This window comes from Streptomyces sp. NBC_00377, assembly GCF_036075115.1.
Taxonomy (GTDB): Bacteria; Actinomycetota; Actinomycetes; order Streptomycetales; family Streptomycetaceae; genus Streptomyces.
The window spans coordinates 7,279,562-7,306,151 of record NZ_CP107958.1 but is presented as its reverse complement, the minus strand read 5'-3'; the positions used below and the strand labels follow the sequence as shown (position 1 = coordinate 7,306,151).

The 26,590-nt window shown below is 72.5% G+C and carries 21 protein-coding genes and 1 tRNA gene; 11 read left to right on the top strand and 11 right to left on the bottom strand.

From position 1 onward, the window contains the following. Positions 1–108: 108 nt before the first annotated feature. From OHS71_RS32450 to OHS71_RS32440, 3 genes are all read right to left on the bottom strand, one after another. Entirely contained in the window at positions 109–942 is an 834-nt protein-coding gene (locus OHS71_RS32450; protein ID WP_328482880.1) for an SCO1664 family protein, read from the bottom strand. Further along, positions 906–1,496, bottom strand: a complete 591-nt coding sequence (locus OHS71_RS32445; RefSeq protein WP_328482879.1) for a DUF3090 domain-containing protein — start codon at positions 1,494–1,496, stop codon at positions 906–908. The genes OHS71_RS32450 and OHS71_RS32445 overlap by 37 nt, the downstream gene beginning before the upstream one ends. Positions 1,497–1,607: 111 nt before the next feature. Next, positions 1,608–2,294 carry a histidine phosphatase family protein gene (locus OHS71_RS32440; protein WP_328482878.1) on the bottom strand — a complete coding sequence of 229 codons (687 nt, stop codon included), beginning with the start codon at positions 2,292–2,294 and terminating at the stop codon, positions 1,608–1,610. 62 nt (positions 2,295–2,356) lie between these two features. Between OHS71_RS32440 and corA the strand changes: the two genes are divergently transcribed. Continuing rightward, positions 2,357–3,352: a magnesium/cobalt transporter CorA gene (corA, locus tag OHS71_RS32435; RefSeq protein ID WP_328482877.1), complete on the top strand. Its 996-nt coding sequence runs from the start codon at positions 2,357–2,359 to the stop codon at positions 3,350–3,352. A gap of 132 nt (positions 3,353–3,484) precedes the next feature. Here corA and OHS71_RS32430 read toward each other — a convergent pair whose 3' ends face one another. Both OHS71_RS32430 and OHS71_RS32425 read right to left on the bottom strand, forming a co-directional pair. Further along, on the bottom strand, positions 3,485–4,273 hold the full coding sequence (locus OHS71_RS32430) for a ferritin-like domain-containing protein (protein WP_328482876.1): 789 nt from the start codon (positions 4,271–4,273) through the stop codon (positions 3,485–3,487). A 243-nt stretch (positions 4,274–4,516) separates the two neighbouring features. Then, positions 4,517–5,572 (bottom strand): LLM class F420-dependent oxidoreductase, encoded by a 1,056-nt coding sequence (locus OHS71_RS32425; protein WP_328482875.1) that lies wholly within the window; start codon positions 5,570–5,572, stop codon positions 4,517–4,519. A gap of 201 nt (positions 5,573–5,773) precedes the next feature. Between OHS71_RS32425 and OHS71_RS32420 the strand changes: the two genes are divergently transcribed. Then, positions 5,774–6,760, top strand: a complete 987-nt coding sequence (locus tag OHS71_RS32420) for an aldo/keto reductase (protein WP_328482874.1) — start codon at positions 5,774–5,776, stop codon at positions 6,758–6,760. Beyond that, positions 6,757–9,144, top strand: a complete 2,388-nt coding sequence (locus OHS71_RS32415) for a helix-hairpin-helix domain-containing protein (RefSeq protein ID WP_328482873.1) — start codon at positions 6,757–6,759, stop codon at positions 9,142–9,144. The genes OHS71_RS32420 and OHS71_RS32415 overlap by 4 nt, the downstream gene beginning before the upstream one ends. 95 nt (positions 9,145–9,239) lie before the next feature. On the opposite strand, the gene OHS71_RS32410 is transcribed toward OHS71_RS32415, so the two are convergent. Next, complete coding sequence (locus OHS71_RS32410; RefSeq protein ID WP_328482872.1) at positions 9,240–9,923, bottom strand: hypothetical protein; 684 nt, start codon at positions 9,921–9,923, stop codon at positions 9,240–9,242. 47 nt (positions 9,924–9,970) lie between these two features. On the opposite strand from OHS71_RS32410, the gene OHS71_RS32405 reads away from it, so the two are divergent. Next, positions 9,971–10,159: a DUF5703 family protein gene (locus tag OHS71_RS32405; protein WP_005485166.1), complete on the top strand. Its 189-nt coding sequence runs from the start codon at positions 9,971–9,973 to the stop codon at positions 10,157–10,159. A 67-nt stretch (positions 10,160–10,226) separates the two neighbouring features. On the opposite strand, the gene OHS71_RS32400 is transcribed toward OHS71_RS32405, so the two are convergent. The 3 genes from OHS71_RS32400 to OHS71_RS32390 form a co-directional block, all read right to left on the bottom strand. Then, positions 10,227–11,135: a chaplin gene (locus OHS71_RS32400; RefSeq protein ID WP_328482871.1), complete on the bottom strand. Its 909-nt coding sequence runs from the start codon at positions 11,133–11,135 to the stop codon at positions 10,227–10,229. Positions 11,136–11,319: 184 nt separating this feature from the next. Beyond that, positions 11,320–11,553 carry a chaplin ChpH gene (gene chpH, locus OHS71_RS32395; RefSeq protein WP_028806602.1) on the bottom strand — a complete coding sequence of 78 codons (234 nt, stop codon included), beginning with the start codon at positions 11,551–11,553 and terminating at the stop codon, positions 11,320–11,322. A gap of 166 nt (positions 11,554–11,719) precedes the next feature. Beyond that, a complete protein-coding gene (locus tag OHS71_RS32390; protein WP_328482870.1) occupies positions 11,720–13,048 on the bottom strand; it encodes a M20/M25/M40 family metallo-hydrolase in 1,329 nt (442 codons plus the stop codon). Positions 13,049–13,255: 207 nt separating this feature from the next. Between OHS71_RS32390 and OHS71_RS32385 the strand changes: the two genes are divergently transcribed. Beyond that, positions 13,256–13,340, top strand: a tRNA-Leu gene (locus OHS71_RS32385). Positions 13,341–13,523: 183 nt separating this feature from the next. Next, the gene (locus OHS71_RS32380) at positions 13,524–16,304 is read left to right on the top strand and encodes a SpoIIE family protein phosphatase (RefSeq protein ID WP_328482869.1); all 2,781 of its coding nucleotides are present in this window, start codon (positions 13,524–13,526) and stop codon (positions 16,302–16,304) included. Between the two features lie 55 nt (positions 16,305–16,359). On the opposite strand, the gene OHS71_RS32375 is transcribed toward OHS71_RS32380, so the two are convergent. Then, positions 16,360–17,241, bottom strand: a complete 882-nt coding sequence (locus OHS71_RS32375) for an ABC transporter substrate-binding protein (protein WP_328482868.1) — start codon at positions 17,239–17,241, stop codon at positions 16,360–16,362. 423 nt (positions 17,242–17,664) lie between these two features. Here OHS71_RS32375 and OHS71_RS32370 point away from each other — a divergent pair, with 423 nt between their 5' ends. The 3 genes from OHS71_RS32370 (at position 17,665) to OHS71_RS32360 (ending at position 23,701) form a co-directional block, all read left to right on the top strand. Further along, positions 17,665–21,531, top strand: coding sequence for a Pls/PosA family non-ribosomal peptide synthetase (locus tag OHS71_RS32370; protein WP_328482867.1), 3,867 nt, complete (start codon positions 17,665–17,667; stop codon positions 21,529–21,531). Between the two features lie 80 nt (positions 21,532–21,611). Beyond that, on the top strand, positions 21,612–22,967 hold the full coding sequence (locus OHS71_RS32365) for a M1 family metallopeptidase (protein WP_328482866.1): 1,356 nt from the start codon (positions 21,612–21,614) through the stop codon (positions 22,965–22,967). A 317-nt stretch (positions 22,968–23,284) separates the two neighbouring features. After that, positions 23,285–23,701: a YchJ family protein gene (locus OHS71_RS32360; RefSeq protein WP_328482865.1), complete on the top strand. Its 417-nt coding sequence runs from the start codon at positions 23,285–23,287 to the stop codon at positions 23,699–23,701. Between the two features lie 22 nt (positions 23,702–23,723). Here OHS71_RS32360 and OHS71_RS32355 read toward each other — a convergent pair whose 3' ends face one another. Continuing rightward, entirely contained in the window at positions 23,724–24,425 is a 702-nt protein-coding gene (locus OHS71_RS32355; protein WP_328482864.1) for a FadR/GntR family transcriptional regulator, read from the bottom strand. Positions 24,426–24,575: 150 nt separating this feature from the next. Here OHS71_RS32355 and OHS71_RS32350 point away from each other — a divergent pair, with 150 nt between their 5' ends. Beyond that, on the top strand, positions 24,576–25,094 hold the full coding sequence (locus OHS71_RS32350) for a gluconokinase (protein WP_328482863.1): 519 nt from the start codon (positions 24,576–24,578) through the stop codon (positions 25,092–25,094). A gap of 63 nt (positions 25,095–25,157) precedes the next feature. Beyond that, positions 25,158–26,555, top strand: coding sequence for a GntP family permease (locus tag OHS71_RS32345; RefSeq protein ID WP_328482862.1), 1,398 nt, complete (start codon positions 25,158–25,160; stop codon positions 26,553–26,555). Positions 26,556–26,590: the final 35 nt, after the last annotated feature.

Here is a 26,590-nt window from a genome sequence, read left to right as displayed (position 1 = left end):
CGGGGCCGTTCCTGGGGGCCGAACCGGGGCGGGGCGTGCTTGTCCGGGCCGGGTCTGCCGGGGCCGCTCCCCGGGGGCCCGTACCGGGGCGGGGCGCGCCTGTCGGGGTCAGACCGGGGGCCAGGGGATCGCCGGCCAGTCGCCGCTCGGCTCCGGGTGGGTGCCGGCCTCCAGCAGCGCGTCGGTACGCGCGCGTGTGGCGTCGAGTTCGGCGGGGGTGATGAGCGCGCCCAGGGTGAGCGCGAGCCGCCCGGCAGGTTCCAGGGCCGTCCTGAGCCCCTTGAGCACCTCGACGGCCTCCCCGGTCAGGGGCTCCCCCGCCCAGCCCCACAGGAGGGTGCGCAGCTTGTTCTCGGCGTTGAAGGTGACCCCGTGGTCGATGCCGTAGAGCCGGCCCTCGGCGGTGGGCAGCAGATGGCCGCCCTTGCGGTCGGCGTTGTTGATCACCGCGTCGAGGACGGCGAGCCGGCGCAGCCTCTCGTCGTCGACGTGCACCAGCAGCGCGGTCCGGCCCTCGCCGACCTCGGCGAAGCCGATCGCCTTCCACCCCGGCTCGGGCTCCTCCGCGTCCACCAGGGCGAGCAGTTCGGACTCCGGCGCCGTCTCGATCCACAGCTGGCACATGCCCTCGCCGTGGGGTCCCTCCCGCAGCACGGTGGGCGGCACCAGGCCCCAGCCGGTCGCCTCGGAGACCGCGTAGGCGGCGACCTCGCGCTGGGCGAGCGTCCCGTCGGGGAAGTCCCACAGCGGTCTCTCCCCCGCGACCGGCTTGTAGACGCAGGCGGCCTCACGGCCCTCGTACGCGACCGTGCAGTACAGGGCGGCGTTCGACGCGTCGCGGATGCGTCCGCGAACGGTGATCTCACCGCGCGCGAGGATTTCGGCGAAGGCCGGGTCGTCGGTGGTCACGCCCCCCGGCGGTATCCGTTCTGGCGCGGACATACATGTCCTTCCGGGTCGAGCGGCAGACTGCACAGCGGACACGGCGGCCGGCCCGCGTTCACGACGTCGAGGGCGCGCTTGGCGAAGGCCCGCGCCTGCGCGCCGCTGAGCCGGACCCGCAGCATGGGCGGCCCGTTCTCCTCGTCCTGGAGGAGCTTCTCCTCGGCCTCGGCGAGGTCTTCCTCGGAGTCCGCGTCCAGCTCCACCAGGGCCTGCGCCTCGACGATCATGCGCTGTTCCTCGCCGTCCCAGGCGAGGGCCATCGTGCCGACCCGGAACTCCTCCTCGATCGGCGTGTCGAGGGGGGCCGTGTCGGTGTTCTCGGCGGGCGACATGGCCGGCACGGGGGCGCTGCCGCCGCTACGGCGTACGACCTCGTCCAGCAGTTCGTCCATGCGCTCGGCGAGCGCGGCGACCTGGGTCTTCTCCAGGGCCACGCTGGTCACTCGGGAGCCGGCGGTGGCCTGGAGGAAGAAGGTACGGCGCCCGGGCAGTCCGACCGTACCGGCCACGAAGCGGTCCGGGGGGTCGTAGAGGAACACCTGACGGGACACGTCCTGTCTCCATGGGAATCGGGGGTCATCGTGGGCCGGGGAACGGATGGGGGAACGTCCCTGCGGGTACGCGCGCGTTCGCGGACCGCTTCACCCTACTGCGGCCGACGATCACGGTGCGCCCGCACCGCCCCCCACCGTCGCGTCCCCGGCCGGCGGCTCCTCGCGCGGGGCGAGGGACGCGAAGTCCCCGGTGTCGCCGAGGCGCACCAGAAAGGGGCGCAGCCGGGTGTAACGGATCGCGGTGATGGAACACGGTTCTACAGAGATCCGCTGGAAGAGGTCGAGATGAAGCCCGAGGGCATCCGCCACGAGCGACTTGATGATGTCGCCGTGGGAACACATCAGATAGACGGCGTCGGCGCCGTGGTCGCGCTCCACGCGCGCGTTCCACTCACGCACCGCCTCGGCGGCCCGGGTCTGCATGGACCGCATGGACTCGCCGCCGGGGAAGGCGGCGGCGGACGGGTGCGCCTGCACGACCTCCATCAGGGGCTCGTCCATCAGCTCGGCGAGCTTGCGTCCGGACCAGTCGCCGTAGTGGCACTCCCCGATCCGCTCGTCGGTGTGCGCGCGCAGACCGGGGCGGGCGTCGAGGAGCGGCCGGAGCGTCTCCTGGCAACGTTGGAGGGGGCTCGCGACGACCTCGGCGATGGGCAGCCCTTCGAGCCGCCCGGGCAGTGCGGCGGCCTGGACGGTTCCCCGCTCGTCGAGGGCGACGCCGGGCGTCCAGCCGGCGAGCACTGCGGAGGTGTTGGCGGTGGACCGGCCGTGCCGGACGAGGATCAACGTGGGCATGCGGCCCAGCGTAGGCGCACGCGCGCGTACACCGGCGAGCGCCCGAAGGAAGGAGGCGACGAGTGATCGTGGACTGCGCCGTCTACCGCGACGGGCACCGTGTGGAGGGTCCGGAGGACTTCTCGGACGCCCTGGACGACGCACGGGCCGCCGGGGGCTTCGTATGGATCGGGCTGCACGAGCCGACGGAGAAGGAGTTCGACCACGTCGCACGGGAGTTCGCCCTGCACCCACTCGCCGTCGAGGACGCCCTGAAGGCCCACCAGCGGCCCAAGCTGGAGGTCTACGACGACTCGCTGTTCCTGGTGTTCAAGCCGGTCGTGTACGAGCCCAAGAGCGACGAGGTCTCCTCCGGCGAGGTGATGGTCTTCCTCGGCGACGGCTTCGTGGTGACCGTCCGGCACGGCGAGGGCGCGCCGCTGGCCGCCGTTCGGCACCGGCTGGAGGACGAGCCCGAGCTGCTCGCCAAGGGGCCGACGGCGGTGTTGTACGCGATCGCCGACGCCACCGTGGACCACTACCTGGACGTGGCGACGGAGCTCCAGACGGACCTGGAGGAGCTGGAGACGGAGGTGTTCTCGCCGGACGGCGGCGGCTCACGGAACACCGCGTCGCGCATCTACCAGTTCAAGCGGCAGATCCTGGAGTTCCGGCGGGCCACCGGTCCGCTGGGGCCGCCGCTGACCCGGCTGGCGGGCACCAGCGCCTCCAGCTCCGGCGTGCCGTTCGTGAACGAGAAGGCGCGGCCCTTCTTCAGGGACGTCAACGACCACCTCACGCGCGTGAACGACTCCGTGGAGGGGCTCGACCGGCTGGTCACGGACATCCTGTCGGCGCATCTGGCGCAGATGAGCGTGCGGCAGAACGACGACATGCGGAAGATCTCGGCGTGGGCGGCGATGGCCGCGATCCCCACGATGATCGCGGGGATCTACGGCATGAACTTCGAGCACATGCCGGAGCTGCGGTGGGTGTGGTCGTATCCGGCGGTGATCGCGCTGATGGCCCTGCTCGAGGTGCTGCTGTTCCGGACGTTCAAGCGGCGGGGCTGGCTGTAGGGAGCGCAGAGGGCCGGGGGCGTCGGCCTGCCCGCGGGTGGGCTCGGGCCAACCGGGAGCGGGACCTCCCCTGCCCGCCGGGCCCGCCCGGTGCGCCCGGTCCGCCCGGTCCGCCCGGTCCGCCCGGTCCGCTCAGGCGAACTCGGGAGCCGGGGCCGCCGGGCCGCCGAGGGGGTCGCGGCGCTCGGGCATCTCCAGGGAGACCATCCGCCGCCAGCCCGCGAAGCGCTCCCACGCGTACACGGCGTGGATCCCGGCGGCCAACAGCGCCGACCTGGCCCTGGTCCACCCGAGGATGTCTCCCATGTGGGCCATGACGGCCAGGCTCACGTCCCGGTAGATCCGGATCTCGGCGAGCGCGCAGGCGCGCAGCGTCCTCTGGATGGCCCGGCCGTGTCCCGCGCGGGCCAGGCGCAGCAGCTCCTCGTGGCAGTAGGCGAGGTGGTTGTCCTCGTCGTCCGAGATCATCCGCACCGCGCGGCCGAGGTCGGGGTGGTCGCCGAAGTGCATGCTCAGCAGCCGCATCTGTTCGGCGGCCCGCTGTTCGGTGACCCGGCTGTGCGCGAGGTAGGTGACGAGGTCCTGCACGGTCAGCGGCTCGTCGGTCCTGAGCCGTTCGTGCGCGAGGCCGATGCCGGCGCGCTCCAGGAGCATCGTGTAGTCGGTGTCGCCCGGTACGGGGACCGGAGCGAGGCCGCGCTTCCTCATCAGGGCGTTGAAGATCCGCCCGTGCTTGTCCTCGTCGGCGCCGTGGCGGGTGATCCTGGGGGCGAGGCCGCGTTCGTCCTCCGGGACGAGCGCGGCGATCCGCGCGTTCTCCCAGCCGCCCTGCGACTCGCCGCCGGCGGCGATGGAACAGAAGAGCGCGAAGGACTCGTCGTCGTCGACGATCTCCTGGAACAGATTCTTGGCCGAAAGCATCGTGGGGCACCTCTCCGCATCGCGCAGGATTCCGCAGCATTCCGCAAGGAACGAGTCAAATGCGGCACGGGAGGCGCTGCAACAGCTGTGTCGGACGGCTCCGCCGAACGAGGGAACCCAGGAGTCGGGCCGGGAGCGTAACCACGCGCCGCGCGGTGCGTTGTTCCGTGTGACGGCCGTGGCGGGGAAGACCCCCGAGCCCCCACCACGGCCGCTGAAACTTCCGGAATCCGCCGGTCCCGGCTATCCCAGTCCGGCGAGTTCCAGGGCCTCGGAGCCGGCTCGCAGCGAGGCGAGGCGCTCGTCCAGGGTGAAGCCCGCGGGAGCGAGGGTGAGCGTGGTGACTCCGGCCGCCGCGTAGGCCTTCATCCGGTCCGCGATCCGCTCCACGGAACCCAGCAGCGTCGTCCGGTCGATCAGCTCGTGCGGTACGGCGGCAGCGGCGCCCTGCTTGTCGCCCGACAGGTACTTGTCCTGGATCTCGTCGGCCGCGGCCTCGTAGCCCATGCGGCGCGCGAGCTGGTTGTAGAAGTTCTGCTTGCGGCTGCCCATACCGCCGACATACAGCGCGGTGTAGGGGCGGAAGGTGTCGGCGAGCCGCTCGACGTCCTTGTCGTCGCCGACGGCCAGCGGCAGCGTCGGGCAGACGTCGAAGCCCTCCAGGGTCTTGCCGGCCTTCTCACGCCCGGCCCGCAGATGCTTGATCGCGGTGTCCTCGAGGTGGTCCGCGGACGGGAAGATGAGCAGCGCGCCGTCGGCGATCTCGCCGGTCTGCTCCAGGTTCTTCGGGCCGATCGCGGCGATGTACAGCGGGATGTGCTCGCGTTCGGGGTGCACGGTCAGCTTGATCGGCTTGCCCGGGCCGCCCGGCAGCGGCAGCGTCCAGTGCTCGCCCTCGTACGACAGGCGCTCCCGCGTCATCGCCTTGCGGACGATCTCGACGTACTCCCGGGTGCGGGACAGCGGCTTGTCGAACTTGACGCCGTACCAGCCCTCGGAGACCTGGGGGCCCGACACGCCGAGTCCGAGGCGGAAGCGGCCGCCGGAGAGCGAGTCGAGGGTGGCGGCGGTCATCGCGGTCATCGCCGGCTGGCGGGCCGGGATCTGGAAGATGGCCGAGCCGACGTCGATGCGCTCGGTCTGTGCGGCCACCCAGGTGAGCACCGTGGCGGCGTCGGAGCCGTATGCCTCGGCGGCCCAGCAGACGGCGTATCCGAGGCGGTCGGCCTCCTGGGCGACGGCGAGGTTGTCGCCGTCCATTCCGGCACCCCAGTAGCCGAGGTTGATCCCGAGCTGCATGGCCGATCCCCTTACTGATCAGTAACGACGCTGTTGCGGAGACCATAGCGCGGGGGCCGGTGCCGGGGGGAGGGCGGTGTGGCGAGGGTCGCGCGTTCCGCAGGCCGGGGTCCCGGCCTGCGGAACCGCCCTCCGGCCGGAGGAAACTCGGTTATCCACAGGCAACCCACTGCCCAGTTCTGGCCAGTAATCTCGGCGTCCATGGAGCAGAGGCATCTCGGCCGCACCGGCCTGCGCGTGTCCCGCATCGGACTCGGCACCCTGACCTGGGGCCGCGGCACCGACGAGCACGACGCCGCGGACGTCATGAAGACGTTCTGGGAGGCGGGCGGGACCCTGGTCGACACGGCCGACGTGTACGGCGACGGGGACGCCGAGTACCTGCTCGGACGGCTGATGGAGGGCCTGGTGCCGCGCCGGGACCTGATCATCTCCACGAAGGCGGGCAGCGTCCCCGACCCGGACCGCCGCTCCGACGGCTCCCGGGGCCACCTCCTCGCCGCCCTGGACGCCTCGCTCGCCCGGCTGGGCACCGACCACGTCGATCTGTGGCAGGTGCACGCCTACGATGCCGACACCCCGCTGGAGGAAACCCTCCATGCCCTCGACATCGCCGTCACCAGCGGCCGCGCCCGGTACGCGGGGGTGGCCAACTTCTGCGGCTGGCAGCTCGCCAAGGCGGCCACCTGGCAGCTCTCCGCACCGGGCGCCCGCACCCGTCTCGCGGCGACGCAGATGGAGTACTCGCTGCTCCAGCGCGGCATCGAGCGCGAGGTGCTGCCGGCCGCGCTGGATCTGGGCGTCGGACTGCTGCCGTCCTCTCCGCTGGGGCGCGGCGTCCTCACCGGCAAGTACCGGGGCGACGCCCTGCCGCCAGACTCGCGCGGCGCCTCGGACCACTTCGGCCTCTTCGTCGAGCCATACCTCGACGACACCGCGAGCCGCATCGTGGACGCCGTGGCGACCGCCGCCGACGGGCTGGCGGTGACGCCGCTCCAGGTCGCGCTCGCCTGGGTCCGCGACAGACCCGGCGTCGCCGCCCCGATCGTCGGCGCGCGCAACGCGCAGCAGCTCACGGCGGCGTTGTCAGTGGAGGCCCTTAGTCTTCCTGACGAGATCTGCCGGGCCCTCGACGACGTGTCGGCGCCCGTGCACCGCTATCCCGATCACGACTGGAGCACGCTGTGAGCACGGAGCCGGTTCCCCCGGAGAGCACCGAGACCGCCGGACCGGCGACGCCGGACGCCGCCGGGGAGCCCGGAGCCCCGGACGACACCGCCGAGGGTCAGGAGCCGGCCGCCGACGGCGCCGCCACGGGTGACGATCACGCTCCTGCCGCGGGGGCGGACGACGAGGACCCGGGCGCGGACGGCGGCGGAACGGGCGGCGGAGCCGGGGAGACGCTCGCCGCAGAGGCCGGGGCAGAGGCAGCAGCGGGCGTCGGCGGGGCGGGCTCGGGCTCGGGCTCGCAGGACAGCGGAGGGGAAGCCGACGGGGGCGGCGGCGCCTCGCAAGCCGACGGCGGCCCGACCGCCGCACAGCTCTCCGAGGCGGAGGCCGAGCTCGCCGCGCAGAAGGTCGAGCGGGAGCGGATCGAGCGGCGCAGGGCCGAGAAGGCGGAGCCCATCACCAGCGGGGCCAAGCTCAGCGGGAAGGCCGCCGATCTGCTGGCGGCCGTACGTGCGGTGGAGGGCGGGGCGAAGCCCCCGGCCACCGTCTTCGCCGACCCGGCTCCCGCACCGCGCCGTCCCGCGCCCGAACCGGTCCGGCGGCCTCAGCCGGCGGCGGCCGCTTCCGCGGCCCCGGCACCCGCGGCGGACGCGGTCGAGGGCGTGCGGCGCGTGCTGGCCGACGGCGGCGCACCCGACGTCCTCGCGCACCAGGCCGCCGCCGCGCTCGGCGAGGGCGCCGATGCACTGCTGCGCGAGGACCCGTGGCAGCTGCTGCGCGTCGCCGGCGTACGGCCCGAGCAGGCCGACGGGTTCGCACGGGCGCTGCTCGGCCCGGAGTGCGCCCCGGACGACGAACGGCGCGGCCGCGCCCTGACCGTCTGGCTGCTGGAGCAGGCCGCCCTGGCCGGACACACCGCCCTGGAGCTGCCGACGCTCACCGCCGCCCTCGGCCGGCAGGCCGTGCCGGACGCCGACGCGGCCGTACAGAGCACGCTGTCCGAGGGCGAGGCCCTCGCCTTCCAGGACGCCTTGGACGCGCCCGGCACGGGCCGCACGGGGGCGAAACCCGCAGAGGAGAGCGAAGAGGGCGAAGACGGCGAGGAGACCCGGCCGGTTCGTGTCCTGGTCGGTCTGGAGCGGTACGCGCTCGCCGAGGAGAGCCTCGCCGACGCGCTGGCCCGGGTGGTCAACTCCCTGGCCAAGGAGGCCGCCGCGCCGTGGGAGCCGGTGACGGCCGGCGCCTCCGGAAGCACGGCCGAACTGCTGCGCGCCGTCGCCGGGCACGGTCTGGTGCTGCACACCGGCGGCGAGGCCGCCCGCGCCGAACCGGCGGCCCTGCTCACCGCGGCCCGGGCCCTGGGCCTGCGCGCGGTCGCGGCCTGCCACACGCCGGACGGACGGCAGCGGTTCGCGGCTCTCCTCGGCGAGGAGGCCGGGGACGGCGCCGTGGTCACCGTCCCCGGCCTCCTCGCCGGCGCCGAGGGGCCCGGGCGGGACGCCGACGGAGCCTTCGCCCTCGACCTGCTGGTCCTGCTCGACGCGCCCCAACTGGACGTGGAGAGCGCCGCCATGCTGGCGGAGTCCCTGCCGGACGGGGCGCGGCTGGTGCTCAGCGGGGATCCCGCGGTGCTGTGGTCGGCCGGGCCCGGCCGGGTCTTCGCCGACCTGCTCGCGGCGGGCGTCTGTCCGCAGATCGCCTCGCGAACCCCTGACGGGGGGCCGATCGGGGAGCTCGTCTCCGGGGTCGGTATCGGCGAGCTGAACCAGGTCGACGCGCCCGGCAAGGAGATCGTGATCGTGCCGGTGCGCGATGCGGGCGAGGCTGTGCACCGGACCGTGCAGCTGGTTGCCGACTCGGTGCCGCGGGCGTTCGGGATCACTCCCGAGGAGACGGTGGCGATCACCCCCGGGCACGGTGGCGCGGCCGGCACCCGCGCGCTGAACGCCGCCCTCAAGGAACGGCTCAATCCCGGCCCCGGCCGTTTCGGCGGATTCGACCCCGGCGACCGGATCGCCTACTCGGCCGCTCCGGGCCGTGCGGTGCAGGGCCGGGTGGTGACCGCGGACGGGGACGGGCTGCACCTGTCCTGCGCCGGCGAGACGGTGGTCGTGCCGAGGGAGCGGGTGGAGCAGACCGTGCGGCATGGGTGGGCGCTGACCGCGCATCAGGCCGTCGGCATCCGGTGGCCCGCGGCCGTCGTGGTCCTGCCCGGCGACGCCGGGCAGTCCCTCTCCCGTCCGTGGGTGTACACGGCCTTCGGCCGGGCGGAGCGCCACCTGTCCGTGGTGCACGGGGTCGACCAGGCCCTGGCGAAGGCCGTCGCCGAGGTCCCGGCCAAGCCCCGCACGACGCGGTTGCCGGTGCTGCTGCGCACCCAGGTCCCGGCGGCCGTGGAGTGACGCGGACGGCGGCGGTCGTGAAGGGTCTCCCCTTCACGACCGCCGCCGTCGCCGCTCCCGGAGGCCGTCCGCTGCCGGTCCCCGCCGGTCGCCGCCTAGCGGTCCGCGTCCAGCGGCTCCAGCTCCTCGTCGTCGAGGTCGTCCACGAGATCACCGTCGTCGCCGTCGTCGCCGTCGAGTTCGTCGAAGACCGAGCTGACGTCGAAGCGGCAGACCACCCGTCCCGGGTCGGCCTCCTCGAACGGCGCCTCCAGCCACTCGCCCGGCTCGGCGGGTTCCTCGGCCGCCAGCACCCACAGCGTGGAGTCGCCCTCCTCCAGGCCGAACTCCTTGTGCCGGGAGGCGATCTCGTCCGCCTCGAACTCACCGAACAGCATGCCCAGGGCCCCGTGCACCGTGTCCGAGACCGCCGCGCCCACGCCCTCGTCGTCCGCCGCCTCTACCCGTCGGGCCTGCGCCAGCAGCCGCTGCGGCTCCGCGACGGCGTAGTCGCGGCGGATCAGAACGCTCAGCGCGTGCGGCTCCTCGGGGCCCCCGTACGGCGGCAGCGAGTCCTCCGCGCCTGGGATCTCGAAGGGCGTGACCTCGTCGTAGCGGTCGTAGAGCAGTTCGTCGTAGACCTCGGCGGCCGCGGCCAGCTCGTTGAACGCCTCGTAGACGCCCGGGTCGTCCTCTCCCGTCCTGCGTTCGACCGCGGCCAGGTGGCGGTCGAGCGCGGTCTTGACCGCCTCGGCGGCGGCGCGTACCTCGGCAGCGGTGGGCTGCGCAGCATCAGACATAGTGCAGACGCTATCCGTACCGGACCCCAGACCGCACAATAGATGCGATGCCGGAATACGAATTCGTCGACGTCTACGTACCGCGCGGGGTCTCCCGCAAGGACGCGACCCGACTGCTGACCGACCATGCCGAGTACGGACACTGGGAGTTGGACCGCCTGAGCCTGCTGCGTGACGGCAGCCGCAGGGTGCGGTTGCGCCGGCGGATCATCCGCCAGGTGCGTGCCACGTGGTGAGGTGAGACGACGGATACGGAGGGGCCCCGCCATGGCGGGGCCCCTCCGTCGTGGACATCCCGAAGGCTCACGCCGAGGCGCGCGCCTTGCGGTAGAGCACCGCGCCCGCGAGCAGCGCGCCCGCGCCGGCCGGCAGGACGAGGCCCACCGGCAGTCCGCTGCCGGTGTGCGCGAGCTGCGCGGCGTGGGCGGCGGGCACCTGGACGGCGGAGGAGCCGACCGGCGTCACGTGGTCCGGGGTGGACGGCACGCCCTGGGGGCGGGACGGGGTGGGGCGGCTGTGCCCGCCAGGCTTGCCGGGCTTGCCGGGGCCTTGCTCTCCGGGCTTGCCCGGCGTCTCGTGGCCGCGGGACGGCGGCGTGTGGGCGGCGGGACCGCCGTCGTTGGCGCAGTCGTTGCCGAACGACGGGTTGAGGATCCCGACGACGTCGATGCTGTTGCCGCACACGTTCACCGGCACGTCGATCGGCGCCTGGACGTGGTTGCCGGAGCCGACGCCGGGCGATCCGCCGGTGTACCCGCCCGCGTGCGCGCCCGAGCCGCCGTGACCTCCGCCATGGCTCCCGCCGCCGTGCGCGCCTTGGCCTCCGCCGTGGCTCCCGCCCCGGCCGCCCCCGCCCTGGTGGTCGCCGTATCCACCCTGGTCGCCGTACCCGCCCTGGTGGTCGCCGTGTCCGCCCGACTGCGCACCGCCGCCCCGGTGGGCGCCGTAGCCGCCCGGCTGGGCGCCGCCGCCCTTGTTGGCGCAGGAGTTGCCGAAGGTCGGGTTGAGTGCCCCGATCACGTCGACGGTGTTGCCGCACACGTTCACGGGAACGTTGATCGGCGCCTGCACCGAGTTGCCCGACAGGACGCCGGGCGAGTCCGTGGCGGCGCCGTTCGCGCCGGAGTCGGCGTGGGCGTAGCCGCCCGCGGCGGCGATCACCCCCGTCGCAGCCGCCACGGTCATGAGGCTTTTGCGGGTGACCTGTCGCATTACTGAATCCCTGCTTTCGATCTCGTCATGCGTCCCGAATTCGCTCGCAGCATGGCAGCTGTTCGATTCATCTCGGGTTTTTCGACTTCTTCGGCTTTTCCTTCGGAAAAAGACCGGTCGACCCCGGAGCGCATGGCGCGCACTCCGGGGCCGACGGTGTGGACGACCCCTCAGCGGGTCGACGTCACTTGTTGATGCAGGTGTTGCCGAAGGCGGGGTTCAGCAGCCCGATCACCGAGATCGTGTTGCCGCAGACGTTCACCGGGACATGCACGGGCACCTGGATCACGTTGCCGGAAGCGACACCCGGGGAGTGCACGGCAGCACCCTGCGCGCCGGCGTCGGCAACAGCCAGACCCGCGCCCGCGAGAACCAGCCCACCAGTGGCAGCCGCAGCAGCGACGACCTTCTTGATCATTATTCCTCCTTGTTGGCAATGCGATCCCAAGCAGCGGATCGCATCACCAGTAACGAGGAGGAATTAATGAGGCTACGCGCTTATCGGCGCATTCACTCTTCCCAGTCGCGCCCGTACAGGCGGCCGATTTCCGACGCCCGGTGAAAGACCGTTCCACCGGGACGGTTCAGGAGGCGTCGATGAAGCGGTCGAGCACCCGCACGCCGAACTTGAGCCCGTCCACCGGGACGCGTTCGTCCACGCCGTGGAACATCCCGGCGAAGTCCAGCTCCGGCGGCAGCTTCAACGGGGCGAAGCCGAAGCCGCGGATCCCGAGGTCGTCGAAGGACTTGGCGTCCGTACCGCCGGAGAGCATGTAGGGGACGGCCTTGGCGGTCGGGTCCTCGGCGAGCAGCGAGGACTGCATGGCCTCGACCAGCGCCCCGTCGAAGGAGGTCTCCAACGCCTTGTCCGAGTGCACGTCCTCGCGGCGCACCTTCGGGCCGAGGATCCGGTCGAGATCGGCGAGGAACTCGTCCTCGTGACCCGGCAGGAACCGCCCGTCGACGTGCGCGGTGGCCTCGCCCGGAATGACGTTGACCTTGTAGCCGGCGCCCAGCTGGGTCGGGTTGGCGGTGTTGCTCAGGGTCGCGCCGATCAGCTTGGCGATGCCGCCGAGCCTGGCCAGCGTCGACTGCATGTCCTCGGGGTCCAGCGGGGTGCCCAGCGCGTCGCCGAGTTCGTCGAGGAAGGCCCGGGTCGTCTTGGTGACCCGCACCGGGAAGGTGTGCCGGCCGAGCCGGGCGACCGCCTCCGACAGCTCGGTGATGGCGTTGTCCCGGTGGATCATCGAACCGTGTCCGGCGGTGCCGGCCACGGTCAGCTTCATCCAGTGCATGCCCTTCTCGGCCGTCTGGATGAGGTAGAGCCGCCGCTCCTCGCTCACCGTGAACGAGAACCCGCCCACCTCGCTGATCGCCTCGGTGACACCCTCGAACAGGTCGCGGTGGTTGTCGACGAGGTGCCGGGCGCCGTAGGTGCCGCCGGCCTCCTCGTCGGCGAGGAACGCGAGGACGATGTCGCGCGGCGGCCTGCGCCCGGAGCGCAGCCGGTCGCGCACGACCGCCAGTGTCATCGCGTCCATGTCCTTCATGTCGACGGCGCCCCGGCCCCACACGCATCCGTCGGCGACCTCGCCGGAGAACGGGTGATGCGTCCAGTCGACCGCGTTGGCCGGGACGACGTCGAGGTGACCGTGGATGAGCAGCGCGGGCCGGGACGGGTCCTCGCCCTCGATGCGGGCCACCGTGGAGGCGCGGCCCGGGTGCGACTCGAAGATCTCCGGTTCGAGCCCCACCTCGGCGAGCTTCTCCGCGACCCACTCGGCCGCCTTGCGCTCGCCCGGCCCCGAGTGGTCGCCGTAGTTGCTGGTGTCGATCCGGATCAGCTCGCGGCAGAGGTCCACGACCTCGTCCTCGCCGGTGACGCTCCTGGCCGTGTCGTCCGTCGCGCTCACGCTGGTTCCTCCCGCTGTCACTGCTGGTGGGTCCCCCTCATCCTCCCTCTCCTCCGGGCCCCGCCCAAGACCGGTCCCGGCCCGTCACACGCCGTTCACGCGGGGTGAGGCACCCGTGCGGGGCGACCGCCCGTGATCGGGCACCCCGGAAAGCCTGGTAATGTTTACGACGTCGCCGCGAGGGAAACCCCGCACGACAGACACCTTGTCCGGGTGGCGGAATGGCAGACGCGCTAGCTTGAGGTGCTAGTGCCCTTTATCGGGCGTGGGGGTTCAAGTCCCCCCTCGGACACAGAAGAGAACGGGATCGTCGATACGTTCACGAAAACCGGCCGAGTCATATGACTCGGCCGGTTTTCGTTGTTCCTGGGACCTCCGGGTCACCCAGGGCCTCGACACGGCCGGGGTTCCGGTGGATCCCGGCGCGGGCCCGTCCTGAGCCGCGCCCGCCGGGCCCGTCACCGATACTGAGGAAATGGGCAAACTCGGGCGATTCGCCCCGGCGAGCCGACGGGACGACCGCACGCTGTCGAAGACCGGACCGCCGGAAGCCGACCCGGAGGCAGGTCACCATTCGGGCGGCCGGCGTCTGCTGTCGTCGCTGAAGCCGCGCAGCGTCGCCGGTCAGGTCTTCCTGCTGCAACTGGTGGTCGTCCTGCTGCTCATCGCCACGGCCGTCGTGGTGCTCGTGATCCAGGACCGCAACCGCGCGATCCAGGAGGCCGGCGACCGGTCGCTGGTGGCGGCCGAGTCGTTCGCGAACGCCCCGGGCACCGCGCAGGCGATGCAGAGCGACGACCCGACGGCGGCCCTCCAGCCGGCCGCCGAGGCGGTGCGCAAGAAGACCGGGGTCGACTACGTCGTGGCGCTGAGCCCCTACGGTTTCCGGTGGACGCACCCGGACCCGGACCAGATCGGGAAGCACGTCTCCACCTCCTACGGCGAGGCGCTCGGGGGAGAGCCCCACCAGACCACGTTCGACAGCAGTCTGGGGAAGGCGGTCGACTCGACGGTGGCCGTCTTCGACAAGAAGGGGACCGCGGTCGGCCTCGTCACCGTGGGGGTCACGGTGGACAAGGTGACCAGCGTGGTGCAGAACCAACTGCCGGTGATCTTCGCCGCCGGCGGTGTCGCGCTGCTGCTGGCCGCGGGCGGGTCGGCACTGGTCAGCGGGCGTTTGCGGCGCCAGACCCGGGGTCTGGGGCCGGTGGAGATGACCCGCATGTACGAGCACCACGACGCGGTGCTGCACGCGGTCCGCGAAGGCGTGATCATTCTGGCCGGTGACGGAAGGCTGTTGCTGGTCAACGACGAGGCGCGCCGGCTGCTCGCGCTGCCGCCTGAGGCCGAGGGCAGACCGGTCACCGAACTCGGGCTGAGCCCGGCCCTTGCCGGACTGCTGGGATCAGGCCGGGCCGCCACGGACGAGGTCTTCCTGGCCGGGGACATCCTGCTCGCGGTCAACGTGCGGCCGGTGGGCCCCAAGGGAGGCAGCGTGGCCACCCTGCGGGACACCACGGAGCTGCGCGCCCTCGCGGGCCGGGCGGACGTGGCGGGCGGCCGCCTGCAACTGCTCTACGAGGCCAGCACACGGATCGGCACCACCCTCGACATGAAGCGCACCGCCGAGGAGCTGACCGAGGTGGCGGTGCCGCGTTTCGCCGACTTCGCCACGATCGAGCTGGTGGAGCCCGTGCTGCGCGGTGGTGAGCCGACGGGGGCGAGCGGGGACATGCGCCGCGTCGCAGCCGCGGGAATCCGGGACGACGTGCCCCTCTACCCCGTCGGGACGCGTATGCGCTACGCGCCCGACAACCCCGTGGCCCTCGGGATGACCACCGGCCGGCCGGTCCTGGTGACGCACCTCGCGACGGCCGACGGCTGGCGGGCCCAGAACCCCGAGCGGGCCCGGAAGGTCATCGAATACGGGGTCCACTCCATGATCTCGGCGCCGCTCCGGGCCCGAGGCCAACTGCTGGGGGTCGTGGCGTTCTGGCGTGCGGAGCAGGACCCCTTCGAGCCGGACGACCTGTCCCCCGCCGAGGAACTCGCCGCCCGGGCGGCCGTGTGCATCGACAACGCGCGCCGCTACACCCGCGAGCACACCACGGCCGTCACCCTCCAGCGCAGCCTGCTGCCCGGGGCGCTCCCCGAGCTGTCCGCCCTGGAGGTGGGGCACCGGTACCTGCCCGCCCAGGCGGGGGTGGGCGGCGACTGGTACGACGTCATCCCGCTGCCGGGGGCCCGGGTGGCCCTGGTCGTCGGCGACGTCGTCGGACACGGTCTGCACGCCGCCGCGACGATGGGCCGTCTGAGGACCGCGGTGCACAACTTCGCCGCCCTGGACCTGCCTCCGGACGAACTTCTGATGCATCTGGACGAGCTGATCACCCGGATCGACCAGGACGCGGCAGCCGAGGGGAACACCGAGGCCGTCACCGGTGCCACCTGCCTGTACGCGGTCTACGATCCGGTCTCGGGGTGGTGTGTTCTCGCCCGGGCCGGTCATCCCGGTCCGGCGCTGGTCTCGCCCGACGGCTCCGTGACCTTCCCCGACGTCCCCGTTGCCCCGCCGCTCGGGGTGGGAGGGGGTCTGCCCGTCGAGACGGCCGAACTCCGGCTGGCCGCCGACAGCCGGCTGGTCCTCTACACCGACGGCCTGGTCGAGGCCCGCGACCGTGACATCGACGTCGGGCTCGGCATGCTGAGGGAGGCGCTCGCCGCTACGGACGGCGCCACCCCGGACGAGACCTGCCGGGCGGTGTTCGACGCGATGCTGCGCACCAGGTCGATCGACGATGTCGCCCTGCTCGTCGCCCGCACCCGGCTGCTGGACCCGGCGCAGGTCGAGGAGTGGGAGGTGCCCGACGACCCCGCGGCCGTCCCCCGGGTGCGCGCCGAGGCCACCCGCAAGCTGGAATCCTGGGGCCTGGGCGAGACCGCTTTCACGACCGAGCTGATCGTCAGCGAACTGGTGACGAACGCCGTCCGGTACGGGAGGGGCCCCATCCGTCTGCGGCTGCTGCGCGACCGCGACAGCCTGATCTGCGAGGTCGGCGACGGCACCAGCACCTCCCCGCACCTGCGCCGCGCGACCTTGACCGACGAGGGGGGCCGTGGTCTGTTCCTCGTCGCGCAGATGTCCCGCCGCTGGGGGACCCGGTACACCGACCGAGGCAAGATCATCTGGGCTGAACAGGCGCTCGACGCCGGAGCCGCCGGGGACGTGAGCGGTCCGCTGACGGCGGACCTGTGAGGCCGCACGGAATCCGGACCGTCCCCCGCCCCGGGGGTGCGCGGGCCCGGAGCGTTCAGGAGCCGTCGGTGACCTTGAAGTACGGGATCTTGGCCGGGTCCTGGCCGAAGGCGGCCCCGAGATAGACGGCCGACAGTTTGGTGAGCGTCCCGTCGTCGATCAGCTGCCTGATGATGCGGTCCAGCTCGTCCTTGTCGGGTGACCCCTTCGGATACAGGGCGCCGTAACCCTGGTCGGTCCTGTACTGGCCCACGAGGCGCACCCTGCCCGCCCGCTTCTGGGGGTACGCCAGCAGGATCGTCGTGTCGTGGACGACCGCGTCGATCCGTCCCGCCTCCAGCGCCTCGACCATCTCAGGGTCGTTGGGAAAGGCGGTGACGGGCTCGGTCGGCTTGAGGCGGTTCTTGACGAACTCCTCGCCCGTGGTGCCCTCGGCCACTCCGATGCGGACGTCACGGAGATTGCCCTCGTCGATCTTCTCACCGTCCCTGATCAGCACTCCCAGGGTCGAGGAGAGGTAGGGCGGGGAGAACGCGGCGACCTTGCTCCGCTGCGGAGTGATCGTGATCTGCGCCAGAGCCAGGTCGAAGTCGTCGGTCCGGCCGGACACGACGTCGGGGAAGGGGGCGTTCTCCACTTTCACCCGGTCGAGTCCGGAGCGGTAGGCGATGTTGGCGGCCATGCAGTACTCGTATCCGCTCTTGACGGAGTCCGGTGTGTCGCCGTTCCACCAGCCGGGCGCGGGCAGGGTCGTCTTGACCGTGAGGGCACCCGCCGTCTCGGGTGACAGGTGGAACTCCCCGTGGTGTCCCGAGACCGGGCAGTCGCCGTAGGAAGGGTTCGACGACCGCGACCCGCCTTGGTCACAGGCCGATGTCGCGACGATGAGCGCCACGCCGACAGCCAGGGAGACGGTCGCTGCCGCGGCGCGCATCATTGCACCTCCGGTAGGGGCATACTGCTTGAGTCACCATAAATCACCCCAAACCATACGACTGCCGGAGCCGCGAGCCACGCCGGGGACTCCGGGGCGCGGCGGGCACCCGGCGCGCGAGCCCTTCGAGGACGGAGTCGACCGCGGTCACCGTTCCCGCTCCCGCCGGCCCGCCCGCGCCGCCCTCTACGCGCCCTTCGCGCCGATGTGGGGCAAATCTCGCCGTCCCGGAGACCCGCAGGTCAGGGCATGGCCAATGATCTTCCTGTCGACCCCGGACGGCCTCCCCGAGTGGCCGACGCAGGCGGGCGAGCCTAGCTTCGTACTAAAATTTCCGGCTTGTTACGGAGCTGGACCGGACAACCCCAGGCAGACCTGCGGGCCCGCCGGCGCCCCGGGGCTTCCGGGCTCGAGACGCGAGGACCGATGGCAGCCATACACGAGAGCAGTGCTCTCGGCCTGCTCGACGAAGAGATCCACGCACAACTCGGCAACACCGCACGCTTCTCCGGCGGTCCCGCCGCCTCTCCGCGCACCCTTGTCGACGTCTTCGACGCGTCCGTGCGGTCGTTCCCGGACGAGCTCGCCCTGGACGACGGCAGCACCCCCCTCACCTACCGCGCTCTCGCCGTCGAGGTGGAGAACCTCAGGCGCCGGCTCGCCGGCGCCGGGGTCGGCCTCGGCGACCGGGTGGGCGTGCGCGTCCCGTCCGGCACCAACGACCTCTACGTGGCGGTCCTGGCCGTCCTCGCCGCCGGCGCCGCCTATGTCCCGGTGGACGCCGAGGACCCGGACGAGCGGGCCGAGCTGGTCTTCGGGGAGGCGGACGTACGGGCCGTCGTCGGCGCCGGCCACGAGATCACCGTCCACGGCGCGTCCGAGGCCGCCGCCGCCCGCCCCGGCACCGAACACGACGCCTGGATCATCTTCACCTCCGGCTCCACGGGGAAGCCCAAGGGCGTCGCCGTCAGTCACCGCAGCGCCGCCGCCTTCGTGGACGCCGAGGCGGCCCTGTTCCTCACCGAGGAGCCGATCGGGCCGGGCGACCGGGTCATGGCCGGGCTCTCCGTGGCCTTCGACGCCTCCTGCGAGGAGATGTGGCTGGCCTGGCGGTACGGGGCCTGTCTCGTGCCGGTGCCCCGCTCGCAGGTCCGCAGCGGCGCCGACCTCGGACCCTGGCTGGTGGAGCAGGAGATCACGGTCGTCTCCACGGTGCCGACGCTGGCCGCGCTGTGGGAGCCCGAGACCCTCAACGACGTACGGCTGCTGATCTTCGGCGGTGAGGCATGTCCGCCCGAGCTGGTGCAGCGGCTGGTGACGGAGGGGCGGGAGGTCTGGAACACCTACGGGCCGACCGAGGCCACCGTCGTCGCCTGTGCCTCGCTGATGTCCGGCGAGGAGCCGATCCGGATCGGACTGCCGCTCAGGGGCTGGGAACTGGCCGTCGTGGACGAGGCCGGCGAGCCCGTGCCGCTGGGCGGCAGCGGACAACTGGTCATCGGCGGGGTCGGGCTCGCCCGTTATCTCGACGCCGAGAAGGACGCGGAGAAGTACGCGCCGCTCGAGTCGCTGGGCTGGGAGCGGGCGTACCGCAGTGGTGACCTCGTGCGCGCCGACGCCGAAGGGCTCGTCTTCCTCGGCCGGGCCGACGAGCAGATCAAGCTCGGCGGACGGCGGATCGAGCTGGGCGAGGTGGACGCGGCCCTCCAGGCGCTGCCCGGGGTAGCCGGGGCCGCCGCCGCCGTGCGGGCCGCCCGCAGCGGCAACCAGCTCCTGGTCGGTTACGTCGTGACGCAGGACGGCTGGGACCAGGCGGCGGCCGTTCGGCGGCTGCGCGCCGAGCTGCCCGCCGCCCTGGTGCCGCTGCTCGCGCCGGTGGCCGACCTGCCCACCCGGACCTCGGGCAAGGTCGACCGCAACGCCCTGCCGTGGCCCCTGGAGGGCCTGGAGACGGGCGGCCCTGCCGAGCAGCTCTACGGCACCGAGGCATGGCTGGCCGAGCAGTGGGCGGAGGTCCTCGGCATCCCCGTCTCCAGCGCCCGTGACGACTTCTTCGCGATCGGCGGCAGCAGCCTCGCCGCCGCCCAGCTGACCACCCGGCTGCGCACCCGCTACCCCAGCGCGGCCGTCCTCGACATCTACCAGCAGCCCACCCTGCGCAAGCTGGCCCGGCACATGGAGCGGTCCGCGCAGGACGACGGGGCGGCCCGCGTCGTCGCCCCGGTGCCCGCGCGCGCCGGGGTCGTCCAGCTGCTGCTGCTCCTTCCGCTGTTCACGCTGCTGGGGCTGCGCTGGACGGTGCCGCTGACCGCCGCCGGCAACCTGCTGCCCACCTACACCTGGCTTCCCACCGGCCCGTGGTGGCTGGTCGGGTCCGCCGCCCTCCTGCTGTTCAGCCCGCCCGGACGGCTCGCGATCGCCGCGGGCGGGGCGCGGCTGCTGCTGCGCGGTGTGCAGCCGGGGCGGCACCCGCGCGGCGGCGGCGTCCACCTGCGGCTGTGGACGGCGGAGCGGCTGGCCGAGTTCAGCGGGGCGACCTCCCTGACCGGGGCCTGGCTGGAGCGTTACGCGCGGGCCCTCGGCGCCAAGGTCGGCCCGGACGTGGACCTGCACTCGCTCCCGCCGGTGACCGGCATGCTGAAGCTGGGCCGGGGCGCGGCGGTGGAGTCCGAGGTGGACCTGTCCGGCTGGTGGCTGGACGGCGACCGGCTGGAGATCGGGCAGATCAAGGTGGGCGCGAACGCCGTCGTCGGCACGCGCAGCATGCTCTTCCCCGGCGCCCGGGTCGGCAAGCGCGCCGAGGTGGCGCCGGGCTCCGCCGTCACCGGTCAGATCCCCACCGGTCAGCGGTGGGCGGGCGCGCCCGCGGTCAAGCTCGGCAAGGCCAAACGCAACTGGCCCAAGGAGCGGCCGGCGCGGGGCACGGGCTGGCGCGTGGCGTACGGCCTGTCCGGTCTCGCGCTGACCTCGCTGCCGGTGCTGGCGGCGGGGGCCGCCCTGCTGGTGGCGAGCCGCTTCGTGAGCCCTGACGCCGGGCTCAATACGGCCCTGCGGGGCGCCGCGCTCGCCCTGGTCCCGGCCACGCTCGCCTTCGGTCTGGCGTACGCCGTGCTGCTGCTGGTCGCCGTGCGGCTGCTGAGTCTCGGTCTGCGCGAGGGGACGCATCCCACGCACAGCAGGATCGGCTGGCAGGCCTGGACCGTCACCCAGCTCATGGACCACTCGCGTGAAACCCTCTTCCCGCTGTACGCGGGGCTGGTCACGCCGGTGTGGCTGCGGCTGCTCGGGATGCGGATCGGCAAGGGCGCCGAGGTGTCGACCGTCCTCGCCCTGCCGAGCCTGACGACCGTCGGCGAGGGCGCCTTCCTCGCCGACGACACGCTGACCGCGCCGTACGAGCTCGGCGGCGGCTGGATGCGGATCGGGCGCGCGGAGATCGGGCGGCGGGCGTTCCTCGGCAACTCGGGGATGACCGCGCCGGGCCGGAGCGTGCCGGACGGCGGCCTGGTGGGAGTGCTGTCGGCGACGCCGAAGAAGGCGAAGAAGGGCAGCTCGTACCTGGGGCTGCCGCCGGTGAAGTTGCCGCGGAACACGACCGGCGGTGACCAGAGCCGGACGTACGAGCCTCCCGCGCGGCTGCTGTGGGCGCGCGCCCTGGTGGAACTGTGCCGGATCGTGCCGGTTTTCTGCTCGGCGGGGCTGGCCGTGCTGACGGTGGCGGCGCTGTGCGCGCTCGGCGTCTGGGCGCCACTGCTCTGCGGGCTCGTGCTGCTGGGGGCGGGAGCCGCGGCGGCCCTGGTGTCGATCGTCGCCAAGTGGCTCCTCGTCGGGCGCCACCGCAGCGGCGAGCATCCGCTGTGGAGCGGCTTCGTGTGGCGCAACGAGCTGGCGGACACCTTCGTGGAGGTGGTGGCCGTGCCGTGGCTGGCGGGCGCGGTGCCGGGCACGCCGGTGATGACGGCGTGGCTGCGCGGCCTCGGCGCCCACATCGGCAGGGGCGCGTGGGTGGAGAGCTACTGGCTGCCCGAGTCGGACCTCGTGACGCTCGGGGACGGGGCGACGGTCAACCGCGGCTGCGTCCTGCAAACTCACCTCTTCCACGACCGGATCTTGCGGACGGATACTGTGGTCCTCCGTGAGGGTGCCACGCTGGGCCCTGGCGGGATCGTGCTGCCCGGCAGCACGATCGGGGCCCGTACGACCCTGGGTCCCGCGTCGCTCGTCATGGCCGCGGAGTCCGTCCCCGACGACACCCGCTGGCTCGGCAACCCGATCGAGGCATGGCGTCCCTGAGAAGGGGCTACCCGGAGTCGGTGGGGAGCGGCGCACCGGCGGCGGGCGGTTCGAGCACAGGTCAGGGAGCGGACGGGGAAGTGGCAGTTCAGCAGTCGGTCGGGCCGGACCCGTATTTCCCGGCCAACGGTGATTCCCGCTACCGGGTGCACCGTTACGAACTCACGCTGGACTACCGGCCCGGTCCGAACCGGCTCTCGGGCGCGGCGCGGATCAACGCCATCGCGGGACGTTCGGCGCTGCCCGAGTTCCAGTTGAACCTGGCCGACTTCAAGATCGGCCGGGTCCGGGTGGACGGCAGGCCGACGCACTACACCCACCGTGGCGGCCGGCTGCGGATCCGGCCCGCGAAGCCGCTGCGCGCCGGGGCCGCCTTCACCGTCGAGGTGCAGTGGTCGGGCAATCCCAAGCCGGTGAACAGCCCGTGGGGCGGGCTCGGCTGGGAGGAACTGGACGACGGGGCGCTGGTGGCCAGCCAGCCCGTCGGGGCGCCCTCCTGGTACCCGTGCAACGACCGGCCCGCGGACAAGGCGTCGTACCTGATATCGGTCACGACGCCGTCGGCGTACTCGGTGGTGGCGGGGGGCCGGCTGCTGACGCGGACCACGAAGGCCTCGACGACGACGTGGGTGTACGAGCAGTCGGCGCCGACGTCGAGCTATCTGGTCGGTCTGGCGATCGGGAAGTACCAGACCGTCCTGCTGGGCGACCCGGGACTCGGAGGCGTCCCCCAGCACGGGCACCTCCCGGCCGAGCTGCTGTCGGAGTTCTCGCGGGACTTCGCCCGCCAGCCCGGGATGATGCACCTGTTCCAGCAGCTTTTCGGGCCCTACCCGTTCGACGAGTACGCGGTCGTGGTGACGGAGGAGGAGCTCGATGTCCCCGTCGAGGCCCAGGGGTTGTCGCTGTTCGGCGCCAACCACCTGGACGGCGCCCGGGGTTCGGAGCGGCTGGTGGCGCACGAGCTGGCGCACCAGTGGTTCGGCAACAGCGTGTCCATCGCCGACTGGCGGCACATCTGGCTGAACGAGGGGTTCGCGAAGTACGCGGAGTGGCTGTGGTCGGAGCGGTCGGGCGGGCGCAGCGCGCAGCAGCTCGCGGCCGCGGCGCACCGGGCGTTGTCCTCGCTGCCGCAGGATCTGTGCCTCGCCGACCCCGGCCGTAGGTCGATGTTCGACGACCGGCTCTACGGGCGTGGTGGGCTCACCGTGCACGCGTTGCGCTGCGCGCTGGGTGACGAGGCGTTCTTCCGGATGCTGCGCGTGTGGCTCCAGCTGCACCGGGGCGGGGTGGTGTCGACCTCGACGCTCACCGCTCATGCGGCGCGCTTCTCGCCGGAACCGCTGGACGAGCTGTTCGACGCGTGGGTGTACGGGACGGAGCTGCCGCCGCTTCCGGTGTACTCGGGTGAGTGGAGTGCTCCGCGGGGAGGGTGATCGACCTGCGGGTCGGTGGTTCCCCTCGGGGCGGTGGGGGCTTGTCGCGCAGTTCCCCGCGCCCCTTCGGGGCCTGCGGGGCCCTGCGTTCGGGCGGTTCGGTGGGAGCGTCGTGGGGATCCGCGGGCCGGAGGGCTGGGCGCCCCGTTCCCCGCGCGCCTTTGCGGGGGCCCGGGGCCCTGCGTTCGGGCGGTTCGGTGGGAGCGTCGTGGGGATCCGCGGGCCGGAGGGCTGGGTGCGCCTTTGCGGGGACCCGAGGGCCTGCGTTCGGGTGGTTCGGTGGGAGGGGTGTTTTCGTGGGTGGGCACAATGGGGGGATGGGTCGTCGTATCGCTCGTCCGGGGCAGGGTGTCTTCGTGGGCTGTCCGTGCGGGCTTCCCGAGCCGTACGAGGGGTGCTGCGGGCGCTATCACGCGGGCGATGAGGCCGGGGTCGTGACCGCGCCGACCGCCGAGGCGCTCATGCGGTCGCGCTACAGCGCCTTCGTGCGCGGCGACGCCCCGTATCTGCTGCGGACCTGGCATCCCCGGACGCGGCCGGAGCGGCTCGTACTCGACCCGGGCATGCGGTGGACCGGCCTGGAGATCCTCGGGACGGCGGACGGGACCGCCTTCCACACCACCGGGAGTGTGGAGTTCCGCGCGTCCTACCGGGGCGGCGCGCTGCACGAACGCAGCCGGTTCGAGCGGGTGGCCGGGGCCTGGGTGTACGTGGACGGGGAGTTCCCCGAGTAGGGCGTGCGGCGGTCACCGCACGCTACGGCGCCAGGATGTCCAGCTCCTGGAGGGCGCCTGTGGTGATCTCCCGCGTGAGTTGTTCCGCGCGCGCCGCGTCGCCCTCGCGGACCGCTTCCGCCACCTGGACGTGGAGGGTGACGGCGGCCGGATCGGGGTCCTCGAACATGACCTCGTGATGCGTGCGGCCCGCCAGCACCTCGGCGACGACGTCACCGAGGCGGGCGAACATCTCGTTGCCCGAGGCGGCGAGGACCACCCGGTGGAAGGCGACGTCGTGGACGAGGTAGCCCTCCAGCCGGTGGCCGCGTGAGTTGGCCACCATGCCGAGCGCGCACTCCGTGAGCTCGGCGCACTGCTCCGCCGTGGCGTGTTTCGCCGCCAGGCCCGCCGCGACCGGCTCGATCGCCGAGCGCAGGACGGTGAGCGAACGCAGTTGGCGCGGGCGGTCGGCGCCGGCCAGCCGCCAGCGGATGACCTGCGGGTCGTAGACGTTCCACTCGGACCTGGGGCGGACCGTCACGCCCACCCGGCGGCGGGACTCGACCAGGTGCATGGACTCCAGGACGCGGACCGCCTCGCGCATCACCGACCGGGAGACGTCGAAGCGCTGGGCCAGTTCGTCGGTGCGCAGCACACTGCCCGGCGGGTACTCACCCGCGGTGATGGCGGGGCCCAGGGTGTCGAGGACTCGGCCGTGCAGACCCCGGCCCGGAGTGGTCATGCACACAGAGTACGGGGTAGATCACCGCGCCAAAAAGTCAGACTTATTTGTCACACACTCTTGATTAGTCGTACCTAATCGGTTTCAGTGTCGTCCGGCGTCCGTTGACGCCTGACGTCGAGAAGACAGCGCGAAGACAGCGAGGCAGAGATGCGTACCCCCCACGTCGTCGTGGTGATGGGCGTCGCCGGCACGGGCAAGACCACCATCGGTCCCCTGCTCGCCGCCCGGCTGGGCGTTCCCTACGCCGAGGGCGACGACTTCCACCCGCAGGCCAACATCGCCAAGATGTCGGCCGGCACGCCGCTCGAGGACGACGACCGGTGGCCGTGGCTCGACGCCATCGGCGCCTGGGCGGACCAGCGGGCCGGCCTCGGCGGGGTGGTCAGCTGCTCGGCGCTGAAGCGGTCGTACCGCGACCGGCTGCGGGCCACGGCCACCGGGGTCGTCTTCGTGCACCTCGCGGGCGACCGCGCGCTGATCGAGGACCGCATGGCGCACCGGCGGGGTCATTTCATGCCGACCGCGCTGCTCGACTCCCAGTTCGCCACGCTCCAGCCCCTCCAGCAGGACGAGGCGGGTGTCGTCGTCGACGTCTCCGGCAGCCCGGAGGCCATCACCGGACGGGCCGTGACGGCGCTTGAGGCCCTTCCCTCACCGGCCGGGTAGTCCATCCGGCTCCACCACCCCCTCCCCTCTCTCCCCCGTTCCTGACACCTGCAAGGGATTCCCGTGACCAGACTCAGTGTCGAGATGCTGGCAGCGGACACCGTCGAGCCGATCACCTCGGCCGGCCACGCACAGCTGGGCATCGCCGTTCTGGCGGGCATAGCCGTGATCGTCCTGCTCATCACCCAGTTCAAGCTCCACGCGTTCCTGGCGCTGACCATCGGCTCGCTCGCGCTCGGCGCGTTCGCCGGGGCGCCGCTCGACAAGGCCATCGCCTCGTTCACCACCGGGCTGGGCGCCACGGTGGCCGGGGTGGGCGTGCTGATCGCGCTGGGCGCGATCCTCGGCAAGATGCTCGCGGACTCCGGCGGCGCCGACCAGATCGTGGACACGATCCTCGCCAGGGCGGGCGGCCGTTCCATGCCGTGGGCGATGGTGCTGATCGCCTCCGTCATCGGCCTGCCGCTGTTCTTCGAGGTCGGCGTGGTGCTGCTGATCCCGGTCGTGCTGATGGTCGCCAAGCGCGGGAACTACTCGCTCATGCGGATCGGCATCCCGGCGCTGGCCGGACTTTCGGTGATGCACGGCCTCGTCCCGCCGCACCCCGGCCCGCTCGTCGCGATCGACGCGGTCGGCGCCAACCTGGGCGTCACCCTGGCGCTCGGAGTGCTCGTCGCCGTTCCGACGGTCGTCGTCGCGGGTCCGCTGTTCTCGCGGGTCGCCGCCCGCTGGGTCGACGTCCCCGCCCCCGACCGCATGATCCCCCAGCGGGCCTCCGAGGACCTGGACCGGCGGCCCGGGTTCGTCGCCACCCTCGCCACCATCCTGCTGCCCGTCGTGCTCATGCTGTCCAAGGCACTGGTCGACATCGTGGTGGACGACCCCGAGCAGACCGTGCAGCGCGTCTTCGACGTCGTCGGATCTCCGCTGATCGCCCTGCTCACCGCCGTGCTCGTCGGCATCTTCACCCTGCTGAGGCCCGCCGGGTTCGCCAAGGACCGGGTATCGGGGCTGGTCGAGAAGGGCCTCGCGCCCATCGCGGGCATCCTGCTGATCGTCGGCGCGGGCGGCGGGTTCAAGCAGACGCTGATCGACTGCGGTGTGGGCCGGATGGTCCTCGACATCTCCAAGGACTGGTCGATCCCGGCGCTGCTGCTGGCCTGGCTGATCGCCGTGGTCATCCGGCTGGCAACCGGCTCGGCGACCGTGGCGACGATCTCGGCGGCCGGTCTGGTCGCGCCGCTCGCGGCCGACATGTCGACGACGCACACGGCCCTGCTGGTCCTGGCCATCGGCGCCGGCTCGCTGTTCTTCAGCCATGTCAACGACGCGGGGTTCTGGCTGGTGAAGGAGTACTTCGGGCTCACCGTCGGCCAGAACATCAAGACCTGGTCGGTCATGGAGACCATCATCTCCGTGGTCGCCGGCGGGCTGGTCCTGCTCCTCTCACTGATCCTCTAGGTCACGGGGAGAAGAAGGAGAAGGAGGAGAGAGGA

What these genes read in the sequence shown, in the direction of transcription:
- OHS71_RS32400 (WP_328482871.1), bottom strand. Translation starts at nt 11,135, where the DNA reads ATGCGACAGGTCACCCGCAAAAGCCTCATGACCGTGGCGGCTGCGACG.
- OHS71_RS32355 (WP_328482864.1), bottom strand. Translation starts at nt 24,425, where the DNA reads ATGACCACTCCGGGCCGGGGTCTGCACGGCCGAGTCCTCGACACCCTG.
- OHS71_RS32375 (WP_328482868.1), bottom strand. Translation starts at nt 17,241, where the DNA reads ATGATGCGCGCCGCGGCAGCGACCGTCTCCCTGGCTGTCGGCGTGGCG.
- OHS71_RS32405 (WP_005485166.1), top strand. Translation starts at nt 9,971, where the DNA reads ATGCCGGAATACGAATTCGTCGACGTCTACGTACCGCGCGGGGTCTCC.
- OHS71_RS32360 (WP_328482865.1), top strand. Translation starts at nt 23,285, where the DNA reads ATGGGTCGTCGTATCGCTCGTCCGGGGCAGGGTGTCTTCGTGGGCTGT.
- OHS71_RS32425 (WP_328482875.1), bottom strand. Translation starts at nt 5,572, where the DNA reads ATGCAGCTCGGGATCAACCTCGGCTACTGGGGTGCCGGAATGGACGGC.
- OHS71_RS32350 (WP_328482863.1), top strand. Translation starts at nt 24,576, where the DNA reads ATGCGTACCCCCCACGTCGTCGTGGTGATGGGCGTCGCCGGCACGGGC.
- OHS71_RS32450 (WP_328482880.1), bottom strand. Translation starts at nt 942, where the DNA reads ATGTCCGCGCCAGAACGGATACCGCCGGGGGGCGTGACCACCGACGAC.
- OHS71_RS32430 (WP_328482876.1), bottom strand. Translation starts at nt 4,273, where the DNA reads ATGCTTTCGGCCAAGAATCTGTTCCAGGAGATCGTCGACGACGACGAG.
- OHS71_RS32410 (WP_328482872.1), bottom strand. Translation starts at nt 9,923, where the DNA reads ATGTCTGATGCTGCGCAGCCCACCGCTGCCGAGGTACGCGCCGCCGCC.
- OHS71_RS32380 (WP_328482869.1), top strand. Translation starts at nt 13,524, where the DNA reads ATGGGCAAACTCGGGCGATTCGCCCCGGCGAGCCGACGGGACGACCGC.
- OHS71_RS32370 (WP_328482867.1), top strand. Translation starts at nt 17,665, where the DNA reads ATGGCAGCCATACACGAGAGCAGTGCTCTCGGCCTGCTCGACGAAGAG.
- OHS71_RS32420 (WP_328482874.1), top strand. Translation starts at nt 5,774, where the DNA reads ATGGAGCAGAGGCATCTCGGCCGCACCGGCCTGCGCGTGTCCCGCATC.
- chpH (WP_028806602.1), bottom strand. Translation starts at nt 11,553, where the DNA reads ATGATCAAGAAGGTCGTCGCTGCTGCGGCTGCCACTGGTGGGCTGGTT.
- OHS71_RS32440 (WP_328482878.1), bottom strand. Translation starts at nt 2,294, where the DNA reads ATGCCCACGTTGATCCTCGTCCGGCACGGCCGGTCCACCGCCAACACC.